Genomic DNA, 14,715 nt, shown 5'->3' with positions numbered 1-14,715 from the left:
TAAAATCACAAGTTGAATCTTTTCCTGAAAAGTCTCTAAATATCCCGTATTTTTGCAAAAAAATAATCTTGTCTTGAAAACCAAACTTTTTGTTGTTACGCCGCCTTTTACCCAACTGAATACTCCGTATCCGGCGACAGCGTATATAAAAGGATTTTTAAATACAAAAAATATCGAATCGGTTCAGGCTGATTTGGGTATTGATGTGATTTTAGAATTGTTTTCGAAAAAAGGTTTGATTGATTTGTTTCAGGTTTCAGGTTTCAAGTTTGAAAGTGTGTCCTCCCGAGCGGAGTCGAGGGATGATGTTTCTGATAACTCAAAGCGTATTTTTGCTTTACAGGACGAATACATCAAAACTATTGATGCTGTAATTCAGTTTTTACAGGGGAAAAATCCAACTTTGGCTTTGCAAATTTGTCAGGAAGATTTTCTGCCGGAAGCTTCTCGTTTTGCGCAGTTAGAAGAACTCGATTGGGCTTTTGGTACCATGGGAACGCAGGATAAAGCGAAACATTTAGCCACATTGTATCTTGAAGATATATCCGATTATATTGTTGAATGTGTCGATGAAAATTTTGGCTTTAGCCGATATGCTGAACGTTTGGGCCGAAGCGCCAATTCGTTTGATGAATTGTACGAGGCTTTACAGCAAGAACCAACTTATATCGACGCGATTTTAATTTCGATTTTAAAATCGAAGATTGAAACGATTCAACCTACATTTTTCCTGATTTCTGTTCCCTTTCCGGGAAATTTATACAGCGCTTTCCGATGTGCACAATGGATCAAACAAAATCATCCCGAAATCAAAATTTCTATGGGAGGCGGTTTTCCTAATACCGAATTACGTTCACTTTCGGATGCACGTGTTTTTGAATTTTTCGATTTTATCACTTTAGATGATGGAGAAGTTCCAATAGAAGAATTAATTTTCAATTTAGAAAATCCAAATTCCAATTCTTATAAAAGAACTTTTTTATTAGAAGATGGAAAAGTAGTGTACAAAAACAATTCTCTAAAACACGATTATAAACAAGCCTACGTAGGAACGCCTGATTATTCTGATTTGCCTTTGGATAAATACATTTCGGTTATCGAAATTGTAAATCCAATGCACAGAATGTGGAGTGACGGACGCTGGAATAAACTTACCATGGCACACGGTTGTTATTGGGGAAAATGTACTTTTTGTGATATTTCATTAGATTACATCAAAGTATACGAACCGGTTGCAGCCAATTTATTGTGCGATCGAATGGAAGATATGATGCTGCAAACAGGGCAAAATGGGTTTCATTTTGTCGATGAAGCTGCGCCGCCTGCTTTGATGCGTGCTTTGGCATTGGAAATTTTACGTAGAAAACTGGCTGTTACGTGGTGGACAAACATTCGATTTGAAAAAAGTTTTTCGAAAGATTTATGTTTGTTACTAAAAGCTTCCGGTTGTATTGCTGTTTCCGGAGGTTTAGAAGTGGCTTCAGATCGATTATTAAAATTAATTGACAAAGGCGTAACGGTGGAACAAGTTGCAAAAGTGACCCGAAATTTTACCGAAGCCGGAATCATGGTTCATGCCTATTTAATGTACGGATATCCAACACAAACCATTCAGGAAACCGTAGATAGTCTTGAAATGGTACGTCAGTTATTCGAAGCGGGAATTTTGCAATCCGGATTTTGGCACCAATTTGCGATGACCGCACATAGTCCGGTTGGTTTGTATCCGGAGAAATTTGGCGTAACAAAAAAGACCGAAGCCATTGGAACTTTTGCCAATAACGATATCGACTATACAGATTCTACAGGAATCAATCATGATAAATTTAGTTTCGGATTAAAGAAATCACTTTTTAATTTCATGCACGGAATCTGTTTTGACTACGAATTGCAGGATTGGTTTGATTTTAAAATTCCGAAAACAAAAATAGATCCTGATTTTATTTTTAATGCACTTGAAGAAGGAAATGACTTCAATACAAAACCAAATGCAAAAGTAGTTTGGTTAGGAGGAAAGCCTTTTACAGAACATTTTACAAAATCTAAAAAAGGAAGATCCTGGGAAATGATGACTTTTACTTTTCATGATAAAAAGGAAAGTTTCAATATTCAGACCAATAAAGAAGAAGGAGAATGGCTGGTCGAAATTTTAACTAAAATTACAATCTCAAATGCTAAAAATTATACTTTTCAGGAAGTAAAAGCCGATTTTGAAACGAGTTTAGAAGATTTTGAATTGTTCTGGTATTCAAAACCTATTAATACTTTACGTGAATTTGGTTTACTGGTTTTATAACTTTAGTACGAAACAATTTCGCCATCTTCCGGAATCGAAACTTTATCTAAAAGATCATTTTGCTCTAAGGCTAGTCTTAATTCAGCTCTTTTTGTCGGGCAATGGTTTAAAGCTTCTAAATGATTTGCCAAAATATATTTAGGCGCCAAGGCGACAAATTTCAGAATATCATTCATTCTCATTAATAATGGCTGACCAATATCTAATCTCGCAGTTCCGCAGGCTACGACGGCAATTTCTGGTTTAAACTCAATCAGTACTTTTTGTACATGTTCAGTAAAAATGGTATCTGAGCTTATGTAAATTGATTTTTCGTTAGGTAATTCGATATAAAAACCCATTACGTTTCCCATCAGTTTTGCAATAAATCCGTAACCGTGAATAGCCGGAATACCTATAATTTTGCCTCCCAGAAATTCCTGCGGTTCCCAATAATTTAAAGTTTGGAGAATATTTAAGCCTCTTGCGCTCAAAGCATTTTCATCTTTTGCACTGCAAATTACCGGAATACTTTTTCGTCGAAGAAAAACTTCACCGGCTTTGTCGATATGATCAGGATGTAAATGTGTAATCAGGCAAATAGTAACCCTGCTTAAAATATCCCTCGTATTTTTGGGTAAAGCAACAAGCGGGTTTCTATGGGGTTTATAACGAAAAATCGTAAAAGGCGGAATTGTTTTTCTCTTTCCTAACATGGGATCAACCAATATAACATCGGTTTCAGTTTCAATAACTAAAGTGGCGTTACGTAAATGATGTAATTTCATATCTAGGAAAATTAGATATTAAAAATACGAAAGTTTTTTAAAATTAATTTTACAGTTTTTTCTATATTTTTAGCAGAATTGTTATTATTAAATTTTATGCATTTAGAGGTTGGGTTTCATACATATTACATTTCTATTATTACAAATAAAGCAAAATCTGTTTTCTACACAGGTGTTACAAATGATTTAAGAAGTAGATTACTTCAGCATAAAAATAATATTGTATCAAAAAACAAGACTTTTGCTTCAAAATATAATGTGGAGTTTTTACTCTATTATGAAAAATTTACTTGGATTCAAGAAGCGATTGCAAGAGAAAAAGAAATAAAAGGTTGGAGAAGAGAGAAAAAATTAGCTCTTATAAAAATAATTAATCCTGAATTAAAGTTTTTAGATTATTAAACTTTAATTACTCGTGCGGAATAGTATCGTGGAGATTCCTCGTTCCTCGGAAGGACAAACTTTGTGGTTACTTTTTGTTGATAGGTTTTCAACACAAGTATGTCCTTTCGAGGAACGAGGAATCTCCACAAGAAACTCGACATAGTTTTGTTTTTCATAAAGTTGCCACAACGTTTGTCCTTCCGAGGAACGAGGAATCTCCGCAAGAAACTCGACAAAGATTTGTTTTGCATTCGAACTGAAAAAAATTACTTTACGGAATATTGTAGCGAAGATTCCTCCTCCGCTGGAAGGCAATCTTTGCGGTTGTGTTGTGTGGAAGTTGTTAGTAACAAAGCCTTTTTATTATCGTTTGTCTTTGGAAACAAGGAATCTCCACAAGTAACTCGCCAAAGATTTGTTTTACATTCGAACTAAAAAATTACTTTACGGAATATTGTCGCGGAGATTCCTCCTCCGTCGGAAGGACAAACAGTGTGAAGAAAGGAGAATCTTTGAGGTTGTTATATGGAAAGAAACGAGCGCTTACACCGTAAACCTAAACCCAATTCCATGCAAATTTTCTATCGAAATACCTTCTTCATTCACTAAAATTTTACGCAGTCGCGAAATAAAAACATCCAGACTGCGTCCCATAAAATAATCATCAGTTCCCCAAAGCGAAGTTAGAATTTGTTCTCTTTTTAAAACCGAATTCTTATTATCCAGAAATAATTTCAATAATTCGGCTTCACGTTGTGTCAGACTGATTTTTTCACTTTCATTAAATAAAATAAAATTGTTGGTGTCAAATTGATACTTTCCAATTTCGTATACCGATTTTTCTATTGGGATATTTTTCTGGGAACGCTTCAGGAATATTTCAATTTTTAGCAGCAATTCTTCAATGCTAAAAGGCTTTACCAAATAATCATCGGCGCCTAGACGCAAACCTTTAATACGGTCTTCTTTTAATGTTTTTGCAGAAAGAAAGATAATCGGAATATCAGTATTTAATTTTCTGATTTCGGTAGCCAATTCAAAACCATCCATTTTTGGCATCATGATATCAAATATACAAATGTCAAAATTTTCTTTTTTAAAGGTTTCTAATCCCAATTGTCCGTCGCAACAATGAATTACTTCATAATTGTTTTGTTCCAAATTATCTTTGGTCAAAAAAGCTAATGTTTCATCGTCTTCGGTATAAAGTATTTTGAATTGTTTCATTTTTTATAAGGAATTGACAAAGTTATCGTAATGCCGTTTGTTGGGTTGTTTTGTACTTTTATTTTCCAGTTGTGCAAGTTGCAAATTTCTTTTACATAATACAAACCAAGTCCAAAACCATTCACTTCATTGCTTTTTTCGTTTTGGGCACGGTAAAATTTATCAAATACAAATGACATATTTTTAGGAGAAATTCCAATTCCGTTATCACTAAAAGCTATTTTGATAACTGAATTTTCTGCGGAGATTTCAATCGTGATTTCCGGTTTTTCATTACAGTATTTTATAGCATTATCCAGTAAATTATAAACCAAATTAGAGAAATGAAAAACATCAGTTTCTATTTGATATTCAGTAGAAAGTGTTTCGATTTTAATAGAAGCTTCAGGATATTTTAACTGAATATTTTCGATCGTTTCTTCGATAATCGGAACAATTAAAACCGTTTCTTTTTTTAATTCTAAAGGAGCATAATCTGATTTGGCAACGTTTAAAATCTTTTCAATATGATTGTTCAGCTTATGACTCTGATTGATAATGATATTGGTGTAGGTGTGCAATTTTTTATCGTCTTTGATAGGATTTTGTTCGCTTAAATATTTTGATGCAATTAATATAGAAGACAAAGGCGTTTTGAATTCATGCGTCATATTATTGATGAAATCCCGTTGCAGTTCAGAATATTTCTTTTGCTGCAAAAGCGTAAAAATCGAATAAACATAAATCAATAAAATCAAAATTAAAGCGATCGAAAGTATAAACCAAAATCGCATCGAACTGAATAAGTAAGTCGTTTCGTTAGGAAAACGAATCGCAAAATAATATACTAAATTTTTATGCTTTGGAAAAGAAACTGTTTTTTTTGTTTTTTCTTTTTCAGCAAACGAAATGTATTTTCCGTAAACCATCTCATCACTTTGGCAATTGTACACTGCGTATTCAAAATCAGTTGTGATGTTCATTTTTTTAAACTCTGATCTCAAATAAAATTCTAGAATATCCGGTTCAAAATCGTTCTGGATATTTACAATATAATAATCGTTTGAAATTTTCTGAACAGGATTCAGACAAGACGATTCATGATCTTTTCCTTCGTATAATTTTCGGGCAACTTCCAGCAAGGCTATGTTGGCTTTCTGGCTTAATTTTTTTTGTTCTAAAGTAAAAGCCTCTTTCGTCCAAAGCAACTGTGCCACCAATATGCTAATAATGGCAACAAGTCCCAGAAGGATAATACTATTGAGTTTATTTATTTTCAAGAAATCGGTATTTCAGAGTGTAATATTAATCAAATTTAGGCTTAAAAACACCGATTAACAAGTCATTAACAAAGATTTGAAAGCGGTTAACAGCGATTTGGTTTTGTCTGAAATATCTTTGTAAAACAAAATCAGAACTATAAACCATTAAATTATATAACTATGAAAATGATTAAAATTTCGATGTTAGCTTTAGCTTTAAGCTTAATGTCTTTTTCGGCAATTGCACCAATACAGTCTTTGACATCTGAAACAAAAGTTGAAGCAGCAACAGCTTCTACAATTGTATGGAAAGCAGAAACTATTGATGTAGGTCAAATTCCGCAAGGAACGCCAAAAGCAATTGTTTACGAATTTAAAAATACAGGAAAAACTGCCGTTGTAATTACAAACGTTCAGGGATCTTGTGGTTGTACTGCAACAGATTATACAAAAGAGCCTATTTTACCTGGAAAATCAGCTAAGGTAACAGCAACTTATAATGCAGCAAACAAAGGTGGGTTTACAAAAACAGTTACTGTAACAACAAGTGCGGAGACAACTCCAAAAGTACTTACTTTAAAAGGTACAGTAATCTAAAAATAAAGGTTGGTTATAAAGCAGAAGCTCCGGATATGTAATGTATTCGGAGTTTTTTTGTTTTTTTATAAAGTAAAAATAAGATTTTTAAAGCAGTATTAATTTTTTTGGAAACGCTTTGATTTCGGCAAAACTTTTCTATTTTTATTAAAAAAAATATTATGAAAATTTTGTATCCGCTTGTTGCTGTAGTACTTCTTATTAGTGCTGTTTCCTGTAATAAAAAAGCAGACAAGAACACAGAAGAATCAAAGACTTCAGAAAAAGTGGTTCCTGAACTTAAAATTACAATTGACAGTTCCGGCATTTCCACATTTTATCAGGCGTATCCTAAATTGATTAAATTTCAGAGCGAGGTCCAGGCTTTGTACAAGAAAAATAAATCTACCCAGTTATGGCTGGATAATAAAGGTGTTGTAGAATATGCAAATACTTTATTTAATAAATACAAAGGATTAGATCAGGAAGGTTTAAAAGCTAATTTTCCTTATAATGAAAAGATCAATCCTATTTTTGAACATACAGCCGATAACAAATTATCAAAAGCAGATACCGATTTGATGATTACCAATTTGTATTTTTATTATGTACAGAAAGTTTCCGGCGTAGACGAAAAAACAACCCGCTCATTAGAATGGCTTTTACCTCGAAAAAAAGTAAATTATCAGGTTTTTTCAGATTCGATTTATAAAAAAGCTACGATTAGCGACGACAAGAAAAGCAAAATGTTCAGTCAATATTATAAGCTTCGCGATGCGCTTCATCGATATAGAGAGATTGAGAAAAAAGGTGGATGGAAAACTATCGAAACCGAAGAAGGTGTTAAAAGTCTGAAACTGGGAGATTCTGTTGCAACAATTGGACAAATCAGAGAAAGGCTTTTTATAACCGGAGATCTTAAAGAAAACAGCAAAAGTAATATTTGTGATTCGACATTGATAAAAGGAATCAGAAGCTACGAATTGCACCACGGATTAACACCAAAAAACACGATTTTACCGGAACATATTGCGGAGCTCAACATTCCTGTTTCAGACAGAATTAAAACCATTATTGCCAATATGGAGCGTTGTAGATGGATTGATCCTGAACTCGAAAAAGGGAAAGAATACATCGAAGTTAATATTCCAGAGTTTAGATTGTATTTGATTCGCAATCATGAAATTGCATTTGTATCGCCTGTGGTAGTAGGAAGAGCAATGACCAAAACCGTAGTTTTTAGCGGAATGATGAATAATATTGTGTTTAGCCCGTATTGGAATGTACCTACAAGTATCATCAAAAGCGAGATAAAACCAGGAATGGCCAGAAATAAGAATTATTTAGCACAGAAAAATCTGGAATGGAATAATGGAGCAGTTCGTCAGTTGCCAGGAAAAAACAATTCGCTTGGTTTAGTGAAATTTTTATTCCCCAATTCAAATAATATTTATTTGCACGATACGCCTTCCAAAAGTTTGTTCGAAAGAGAAAGCAGGGCTTTTAGTCACGGGTGCGTTAGGGTAGGAAAACCAAGAGAACTAGCCATCGAAATTTTAAAACAAGATCCAAGCTGGACTACGGAACGTATCGATAAAGCCATGCATGCCGGTAAAGAAAACTGGGTAAGTCTAAAAAAGAAAATTCCGGTTTACATAGGTTATTTCACCGCCTGGGTAGATCGTGATGGCAATTTGAACTTTTATAAAGATGTTTATAAAAGAGATGAAAGTCTGATAAAATTACTTACCGAAGAATAAAAGCTAAGAGAGATTTCGCCACGAATTGCACAAATTTTCACAAATTTTTTATTTACAATGCTAAAAAAATTAATTCGCGAAAATTCGTGTAATTCATGGCAAAAAAACTTTATTTCGGTAATACATCAACACACTTATAATAACGTTTGCTGTAATGATCAGAATCTAAATCGCTAATCGTTACGCTGCCGGCTTTTCCGGATGAGGCATGAATAAATTTAGAACTCATACCGTTGGCTTCGCAAATAATACCCACATGTCCAACAATTGTTCTGTTTTTATAGCCATAAAAAACCAGAACATCTCCCACTTTAAAATCTTCAGGCTTTTTTGAAACTCCTAAATTTTTATATCCGCTGGAACTTCTGGGTACGCTAACATCAAAATGTTTGAAAACATAATTGACAAAGCCTGAACAATCAAAACCTTTTTTGGGATCATTTCCTGCATACAAATAATGTATTCCTAAATATTGTTTCGCATAAGTAATAATAGAATCGCGATCTATTGCAGTCAGTATTTTTTCGGTTGGATAACTAACAGGCTTTTTTTCTTTTGGTAAAGTAAAAGAAGAACATAGAATCATAGATGCAAATGCGATATATAGGGTTAATTTCATTTTAAAGTATAATTATAAGATTTTATTTATGAATGTATAACGTTGCTTTTGAATATCAAAACAATGTTATACAAATAAGGAATTGTTGAATAACAAGAACGGAAGATACATCTTTTTATTTTGGTGTTTTTTTATTGCTTTTTGATGTTTTAGTATCTTTAGTGTTATCGTATTTCAAATATATTTGTGAATCGCATTTATATTTTAACAAATAAATTATGTTTCTAAAAAAAATAATGTTTTTAATTTCGTTTTTGCTGATTTCGATTGTTTCGACTTCACAAAACAAAACAAATACTTTTCTATATCAGGGCCGTGTTGAAAAACTTTCGGATAACAAAGTGGTTTTAATAGGAACGGCTTCTTCGGTTTCTTTTAATTTTTCAGGTAATGAATGTTCGATTTCTCTTCAAAGTGTTGATGCATGGGAACATCATAATTATGTTTCTTTGGTTTTAGATGGAAAATATATTGGAAAATTGAGAATTGAGAAAGGAGCACCGCAGTCTTTTCCAATAAAAACAACTGTAAATAAAAAAGAACATACTTTAGAAATTTATAAAACGACAGAAGCGCACAGCGGTGGAATTTTATTTGCGGGAACAACTGCAAAACTGACTTCGATTTCGGCCAAAAAGAAAAAGAAAATTGAGTTTATTGGAGATTCAATTACTTGTGGCGCGGCAAGCGATCCATCAGATGTTCCTTGTGACAAAGGGGAGTATTTTGATCATCATAATGGCTATTATGCTTATGGTCCAGTGCTTTCGAGAGCAATTGGCGTTGATTATTTGATGAGTTCAGTTTCCGGAATTGGCATGTACAGAAACTGGAATGATGAGAATAAAGAAGAAGGAATTATGCCCGATGTTTATCAGAATTTGTATTTAACGAAAGACAATTCTAAACCTCAATATGATTTTGCTTTTCAGCCTGACATTATAAGTATTGCATTAGGAACCAATGATTTTTCTGGTGGAGACGGTAAAAAAGAACGTTTGCCTTTTAATGCTGAAAAATACGTTTCAAATTATATCAATTTTATAAAAATGTTGTACAAACACAATCCAAAAGCACAAATTGTCATTACAAATAGTCCGATGATAAACGGTCAGAACGCGATTGTTTTTGAAGATTGTCTTAATAAAGTAAAAGCTGCTTTCGCAGAAGATAAAACGCATAAACCCATCTTGATTTTCAAATTTAAACCTATGACGCCAAAAGGCTGTTCAGGACATCCAGATGTGGCTGATCATAAGGTTTTGGCTCAGGAATATGCTCCGTTTTTAAAAAAGTTGCTAAATGAAAAATAATATATTTAAGTTTGTTTTCATTCTGATGATTTCCAGTACTATGATGGCAAACGTTACACTTCCGAATATTTTTGGTGATAATATGGTTTTACAGCGCAACTCCGAAGTTAAAATTTGGGGCTGGGCGAATCCTAAAGAAGAAATCAAATTGGTTTCTAGCTGGAACAACCAGGAATATAAAGTGACTGCCAATAATCAGGCGCAATGGGAATTGCATATCAAAACGCCCGAAGCCGGAGGACCTTTTACGATTTCTATAAAAGGATATAACGAAGTTGTATTGAAGAACATTTTGATTGGCGAAGTTTGGCTTTGCACCGGACAATCTAACATGGAAATGTCTGCAAGCTGGGGAATTGATAATGGCGATGAAGAAGCTAAAAATGCGACAAATCCTAATATTAGATTTTTTACGGTTCCAAAATTAACTGCTACAAGTCCGCAAAATAATTTACTTGGAAATTGGGCTGAATCGACTCCCGAAACCATGAAAAACTTTAGCGCCATTGGTTACTTTTTTGCCAAACGCTTACGCGAAGATTTAAAAAATGTTCCAATTGGCTTAATTTCATCTAACTGGGGCGGAACTCCGGCCGAAATCTGGATGCCGGAAGAGGTTGTTCAAAATGATCCTATTTTATTAGAAAATGCTAAAAAATTAAACGAACAGGAATACGGACCGCGCCAGCCCGGACGTGCTTACAATGCGATGATTTATCCCTTTACAGGTTTTAAAATTGCCGGAACACTTTGGTATCAGGGCGAATCGAATGTTGGTTCGCTAGTTTATGATAAAACATTGTCAGCTTTGATTACTTCTTGGAGAAAAGCATGGCAAGACGAATTCCCTTTTTATTTCGTTCAGATTGCACCATATAAAACCGGCAGTAATAATTTCTCAAATGTTACGGTTAGAAATTCTCAACGAAAAATCCTGAAAGAAGTTCCGAAAACCGGAATGGTTTTAACAAGTGATATTTCGGACACGATTGATATTCATCCAAAAAATAAAAAAGATGTCGGAATTCGTTTGGCAAATTTGGCTCTTGCCGAAATGTACAAAACGAACAATAATATAGTAAACGGACCACTTTTTAAAGATTTTAAAGTCGAAAAAAACAAAGCCATAATTTCTTTTGATTATGCTGATGGATTGTATTTTAAAAACAAAACATCAAAACAGTTTGAATTGGCTGGAGCTGATGGAATCTTTTTTCCTGCAGAAGCTTCGATAAAAAATAATCAGGTGATTTTGTCGAGTAAAAAAGTTTCAAATCCTGCAAAAGTGAGATTTGCATGGGGAAATACAATACAATCTGACTTGTTTAATAAAGCGAATTTGCCTGCTTCTTGTTTTACGGATGAATTTTAGATTTTAGATTTTTTGCCCACGGATTTTACGGATTAAACAGATTGATGCTGATTTTTTTTGTTTTGTCAGACTGAGCGAAGTCGAAGTCCCGCAAAGTAAATCGCCAAATTGAATTAATAAATAACATTTTGAATATCAAAATCTCGCAAAGACGCAAAGTCGCAAAGCTTTAAACTTTGTGCCTTAGTTCCTTTGTGGCAATCCTAAAACCAATGAAAAATAAAATAATAACTATCGGGGTTTTTACCCTGTTTACTGTTGGAAATATGAATGCACAGAAAAAACCGTATCTGGATAAAAATAAGACTGTTGAACAACGAATTGATCTGCTTTTGCCTTTGATGACTTTAGAAGAAAAAGTGGGACAAATGAATCAATACAACGGATTTTGGGATGTAACGGGACCGGCTCCAAAAGGAGGAAGTGCGGAACTGAAATACGAACATTTACGAAAAGGTTGGGTTGGTTCAATGTTAACCGTTCGTGGTGTAAAAGAAGTTAAAGCTGTACAGAAAATTGCGGTAGAAGAAACCCGCTTGGGAATCCCGTTGATTATAGGTTTTGATGTAATTCACGGTTATAAAACGTTGAGCCCGATTCCGTTGGCAGAAGCGGCGAGTTGGGATCTGGAAGCGATTAAGAAATCGGCGGCCATTGCGGCAGATGAAGCTTCGGCATCCGGTATTAACTGGACTTTTGGTCCAAATGTCGATGTTGCAAATGATGCACGCTGGGGACGTGTGATGGAAGGTGCGGGTGAAGATCCTTATTTGGGAAGTAAAATTGCGATTGCGAGAGTTCATGGTTTTCAAGGAGAAACAATTGCTGATCTGTCTAAAGTAAATACGATCGCGGCTTGCGCCAAGCATTTTGCGGCGTATGGTTATGTTGAAGCCGGACTGGAATATAATATTGTTGATATTAGTAATTCTAAATTGTACAATTCTGTTTTGCCGCCTTTTGAAGCAACGGTTCAGGCGGGAGTTCGTACGTTTATGAATTCCTTTAATACTTTGAATGGCGTTCCGGCAACGGGAAATGTTTTCCTTCAAAGAGATATTCTGAAAGGAAAATGGAAGTTTGACGGTTTTGTGATTTCAGATTATGCTTCGATTCGTGAAATGATTGCGCACGGTTATGCCAAAGATGAAGCCGATGCAACTGCAAAAGCGGTAATTGCAGGTTCTGATATGGATATGGAATCGTATTTGTATGTAGCAAAATTGGTTGCACTTGTAAAAGAAGGAAAAGTAAAAGAATCCTTGGTTGATGATGCCGTTCGCAGAATCCTCCGCGTGAAATTTGAATTGGGTTTATTTGATGATCCGTACAGATATTGTGATGAAAAGCGCGAAAAAGCAGTTGTTGGCAGTAAAGCCAATAATGAAGGCGTTCTTGATATGGCAAAAAAATCGATCGTATTATTAAAGAATGACAAAAACTTGCTTCCGCTAAAAAAAACCGGACAAAAAATTGCTTTGATTGGAGCTTTGGCAAATGATAAAAACAGTCCGTTGGGAAGCTGGAGAATTGCAGCAGATGATAACACAGCCGTTTCGGTTTTAGAAGGAATGCAGCAATACAAGGACAATCAATTGGTTTTTGAAAAAGGAGTTGATTTGTTGTCACAGAAAGCAACTTTTTTAACAGAAACAGTATTTAATACGACAGATAAAAGCAGTTTTGAAGCTGCCAAAACAGCTGCAAAAAATGCAGATGTTGTCGTGATTGTTCTGGGAGAATATGGTTTTCAAAGCGGTGAGGGGAGAAGCAGAACCGATTTGAATTTGCCGGGATTACAACAAGAATTATTAGAAGAAATTTATAAAGTGAATCGAAATATTGTTTTGGTTTTAAATAATGGTCGTCCGTTGAGTATTCCTTGGGCTGCAGAAAATATCCCAACAATTGTAGAAGCATGGCAATTAGGAACTCAAACCGGAAATGCCGTAGCACAGGTTTTATATGGAGATTACAACCCAAGTGGAAAATTGCCAATGTCGTTCCCGAGAAATGTGGGGCAAGTGCCTATTTATTACAACAAATACAGCACAGGAAGACCAATTGACAGTGATAAAAATGTTTTTTGGTCGCATTATATGGATGTGGAGAAAACGCCTCAGTTTCCGTTTGGTTTTGGATTGAGTTATACGAAGTTTGATTATAAAAATCTGAAAATCAATAAAACGGCTTTTGCAAAAGGAGAAAGTGTTCAGGTTAGTGTTGCCGTTACCAACTCCGGAAATTATGATGGAAAGGAAGTAGTACAATTGTATATTCATGATGAATTTGCAAGCATTGTTCGCCCAATAAAAGAATTAAAAGGTTTTGAATTGGTGAATTTGAAAAAGGGAGAAACCAAAACGGTAACTTTTACTTTGACTGAAAAAGAGCTTGGTTTTTATGATAATGATGGTAATTATTTGGTAGAACCGGGAACTTTTAAAATTATGGTAGGAGGAAGTTCTGATAAAGGATTAGAAAGTGGTTTTGAAATAAAATAGTAATTAAACTTTATTTTTTTTGGTCGTTAAATTGATTTATTTTTGCTAGAAGACTATTAATTGAATTATTAAAAGTAATAAAATGCTAAACCTACACGATTTTAAAACGGAGTCATTAAAGTTAATTTATGAAGATGCAAAAAACAGGTTTGATGATATTACCAAGGCTTCTGATACTATAGATACTAAGGCAAATACTTTATTTAATTTGTTAATACTTATTGTAATAACTACTTTAGGTTTTTTAGTAAATAAATATCCGTGTATAAATTATAAAGATTTAATTGTACAAGATGCTATCGCATTGTGTATCGTATCTGTTGTTTCGTTGATTTGGGTTTCAACAATACTTTTTCCCTCAAAAATTAGGCTAAAAGGAACTAAACCTAATTTTCATATTGAAAGCCCAAATTTTAATAGAAATTGGACTGATGATCAAACATCTCTTTATGTACTGTATGATTGTGTAAATACGATTCAAATTTCAATTAAAGAAAATGAAGAAATACACTCGAAGAGAGTTAAGAATTTTAAATGGGCATGTTTTATAATTGCTTACAGTATGCCCATTATTTTAATTTGGTCAATTGTGGCTATTGCTCGGTCTTAACAAGATAATCACCACCGTCACGTGTTGGAGGAGGAGAATCATTAGA

At 34.1% G+C, this 14,715-nt stretch carries 12 protein-coding genes; 8 read left to right on the top strand and 4 right to left on the bottom strand.

Going from position 1 to position 14,715, the window contains the following annotated elements; translation table 11 throughout:
* The first annotated feature begins 73 nt into the window (after positions 1–73).
* Positions 74–2,296 (top strand): radical SAM protein, encoded by a 2,223-nt coding sequence (locus tag B0M43_RS23845; RefSeq protein WP_078005685.1) that lies wholly within the window; start codon positions 74–76, stop codon positions 2,294–2,296.
* 2 nt (positions 2,297–2,298) lie between these two features.
* Here B0M43_RS23845 and B0M43_RS23840 read toward each other — a convergent pair whose 3' ends face one another.
* A complete protein-coding gene (locus tag B0M43_RS23840) occupies positions 2,299–3,063 on the bottom strand; it encodes an MBL fold metallo-hydrolase (RefSeq protein WP_078005684.1) in 765 nt (254 codons plus the stop codon).
* Positions 3,064–3,159: 96 nt separating this feature from the next.
* Here B0M43_RS23840 and B0M43_RS23835 point away from each other — a divergent pair, with 96 nt between their 5' ends.
* On the top strand, positions 3,160–3,465 hold the full coding sequence (locus B0M43_RS23835) for a GIY-YIG nuclease family protein (protein WP_078005683.1): 306 nt from the start codon (positions 3,160–3,162) through the stop codon (positions 3,463–3,465).
* A gap of 525 nt (positions 3,466–3,990) precedes the next feature.
* On the opposite strand, the gene B0M43_RS23830 is transcribed toward B0M43_RS23835, so the two are convergent.
* Together B0M43_RS23830 and B0M43_RS23825 are read right to left on the bottom strand one after the other, a co-directional pair.
* Entirely contained in the window at positions 3,991–4,674 is a 684-nt protein-coding gene (locus B0M43_RS23830; protein ID WP_078005682.1) for a response regulator transcription factor, read from the bottom strand.
* The gene (locus B0M43_RS23825; protein ID WP_078005681.1) at positions 4,671–5,933 is read right to left on the bottom strand and encodes a sensor histidine kinase KdpD; all 1,263 of its coding nucleotides are present in this window, start codon (positions 5,931–5,933) and stop codon (positions 4,671–4,673) included. The genes B0M43_RS23830 and B0M43_RS23825 overlap by 4 nt, the downstream gene beginning before the upstream one ends.
* Positions 5,934–6,095: 162 nt before the next feature.
* On the opposite strand from B0M43_RS23825, the gene B0M43_RS23820 reads away from it, so the two are divergent.
* Both B0M43_RS23820 and B0M43_RS23815 read left to right on the top strand, forming a co-directional pair.
* Positions 6,096–6,512, top strand: coding sequence for a DUF1573 domain-containing protein (locus B0M43_RS23820; RefSeq protein ID WP_065451322.1), 417 nt, complete (start codon positions 6,096–6,098; stop codon positions 6,510–6,512).
* Positions 6,513–6,673: 161 nt separating this feature from the next.
* Entirely contained in the window at positions 6,674–8,251 is a 1,578-nt protein-coding gene (locus tag B0M43_RS23815; protein ID WP_078005680.1) for a murein L,D-transpeptidase, read from the top strand.
* Positions 8,252–8,360: 109 nt separating this feature from the next.
* Here the strand turns inward: B0M43_RS23815 and B0M43_RS23810 are convergent, their stop codons facing one another.
* Entirely contained in the window at positions 8,361–8,870 is a 510-nt protein-coding gene (locus B0M43_RS23810) for a C40 family peptidase (RefSeq protein WP_078005679.1), read from the bottom strand.
* A gap of 218 nt (positions 8,871–9,088) precedes the next feature.
* Between B0M43_RS23810 and B0M43_RS23805 the strand changes: the two genes are divergently transcribed.
* From B0M43_RS23805 to B0M43_RS23790, 4 genes are all read left to right on the top strand, one after another.
* Positions 9,089–10,183, top strand: coding sequence for an SGNH/GDSL hydrolase family protein (locus tag B0M43_RS23805; protein WP_078005678.1), 1,095 nt, complete (start codon positions 9,089–9,091; stop codon positions 10,181–10,183).
* The gene (locus tag B0M43_RS23800; RefSeq protein ID WP_078005677.1) at positions 10,173–11,555 is read left to right on the top strand and encodes a sialate O-acetylesterase; all 1,383 of its coding nucleotides are present in this window, start codon (positions 10,173–10,175) and stop codon (positions 11,553–11,555) included. The genes B0M43_RS23805 and B0M43_RS23800 overlap by 11 nt, the downstream gene beginning before the upstream one ends.
* A gap of 212 nt (positions 11,556–11,767) precedes the next feature.
* A complete protein-coding gene (gene bglX, locus B0M43_RS23795; protein WP_078005676.1) occupies positions 11,768–14,059 on the top strand; it encodes a beta-glucosidase BglX in 2,292 nt (763 codons plus the stop codon).
* Between the two features lie 82 nt (positions 14,060–14,141).
* Positions 14,142–14,669, top strand: coding sequence for a hypothetical protein (locus B0M43_RS23790; protein ID WP_078005675.1), 528 nt, complete (start codon positions 14,142–14,144; stop codon positions 14,667–14,669).
* Positions 14,670–14,715 lie beyond the last annotated feature (46 nt).

The organism is Flavobacterium sp. KBS0721, assembly GCF_002007065.3.
Classification (GTDB): domain Bacteria; phylum Bacteroidota; class Bacteroidia; order Flavobacteriales; family Flavobacteriaceae; genus Flavobacterium; species Flavobacterium piscis.
Note: the sequence above shows the minus strand (reverse complement) of the source record. Positions and strands in the feature narration are given on the sequence as shown.

Excerpts from the sequence above, each read along its gene's own strand:
- bglX (WP_078005676.1), top strand. The coding sequence starts at position 11,768 with ATGAAAAATAAAATAATAACTATCGGGGTTTTTACCCTGTTTACTGTT.
- B0M43_RS23790 (WP_078005675.1), top strand. The coding sequence starts at position 14,142 with ATGCTAAACCTACACGATTTTAAAACGGAGTCATTAAAGTTAATTTAT.
- B0M43_RS23815 (WP_078005680.1), top strand. The coding sequence starts at position 6,674 with ATGAAAATTTTGTATCCGCTTGTTGCTGTAGTACTTCTTATTAGTGCT.
- B0M43_RS23820 (WP_065451322.1), top strand. The coding sequence starts at position 6,096 with ATGAAAATGATTAAAATTTCGATGTTAGCTTTAGCTTTAAGCTTAATG.
- B0M43_RS23805 (WP_078005678.1), top strand. The coding sequence starts at position 9,089 with ATGTTTCTAAAAAAAATAATGTTTTTAATTTCGTTTTTGCTGATTTCG.
- B0M43_RS23800 (WP_078005677.1), top strand. The coding sequence starts at position 10,173 with ATGAAAAATAATATATTTAAGTTTGTTTTCATTCTGATGATTTCCAGT.
- B0M43_RS23840 (WP_078005684.1), bottom strand. The coding sequence starts at position 3,063 with ATGAAATTACATCATTTACGTAACGCCACTTTAGTTATTGAAACTGAA.
- B0M43_RS23810 (WP_078005679.1), bottom strand. The coding sequence starts at position 8,870 with ATGAAATTAACCCTATATATCGCATTTGCATCTATGATTCTATGTTCT.
- B0M43_RS23830 (WP_078005682.1), bottom strand. The coding sequence starts at position 4,674 with ATGAAACAATTCAAAATACTTTATACCGAAGACGATGAAACATTAGCT.
- B0M43_RS23835 (WP_078005683.1), top strand. The coding sequence starts at position 3,160 with ATGCATTTAGAGGTTGGGTTTCATACATATTACATTTCTATTATTACA.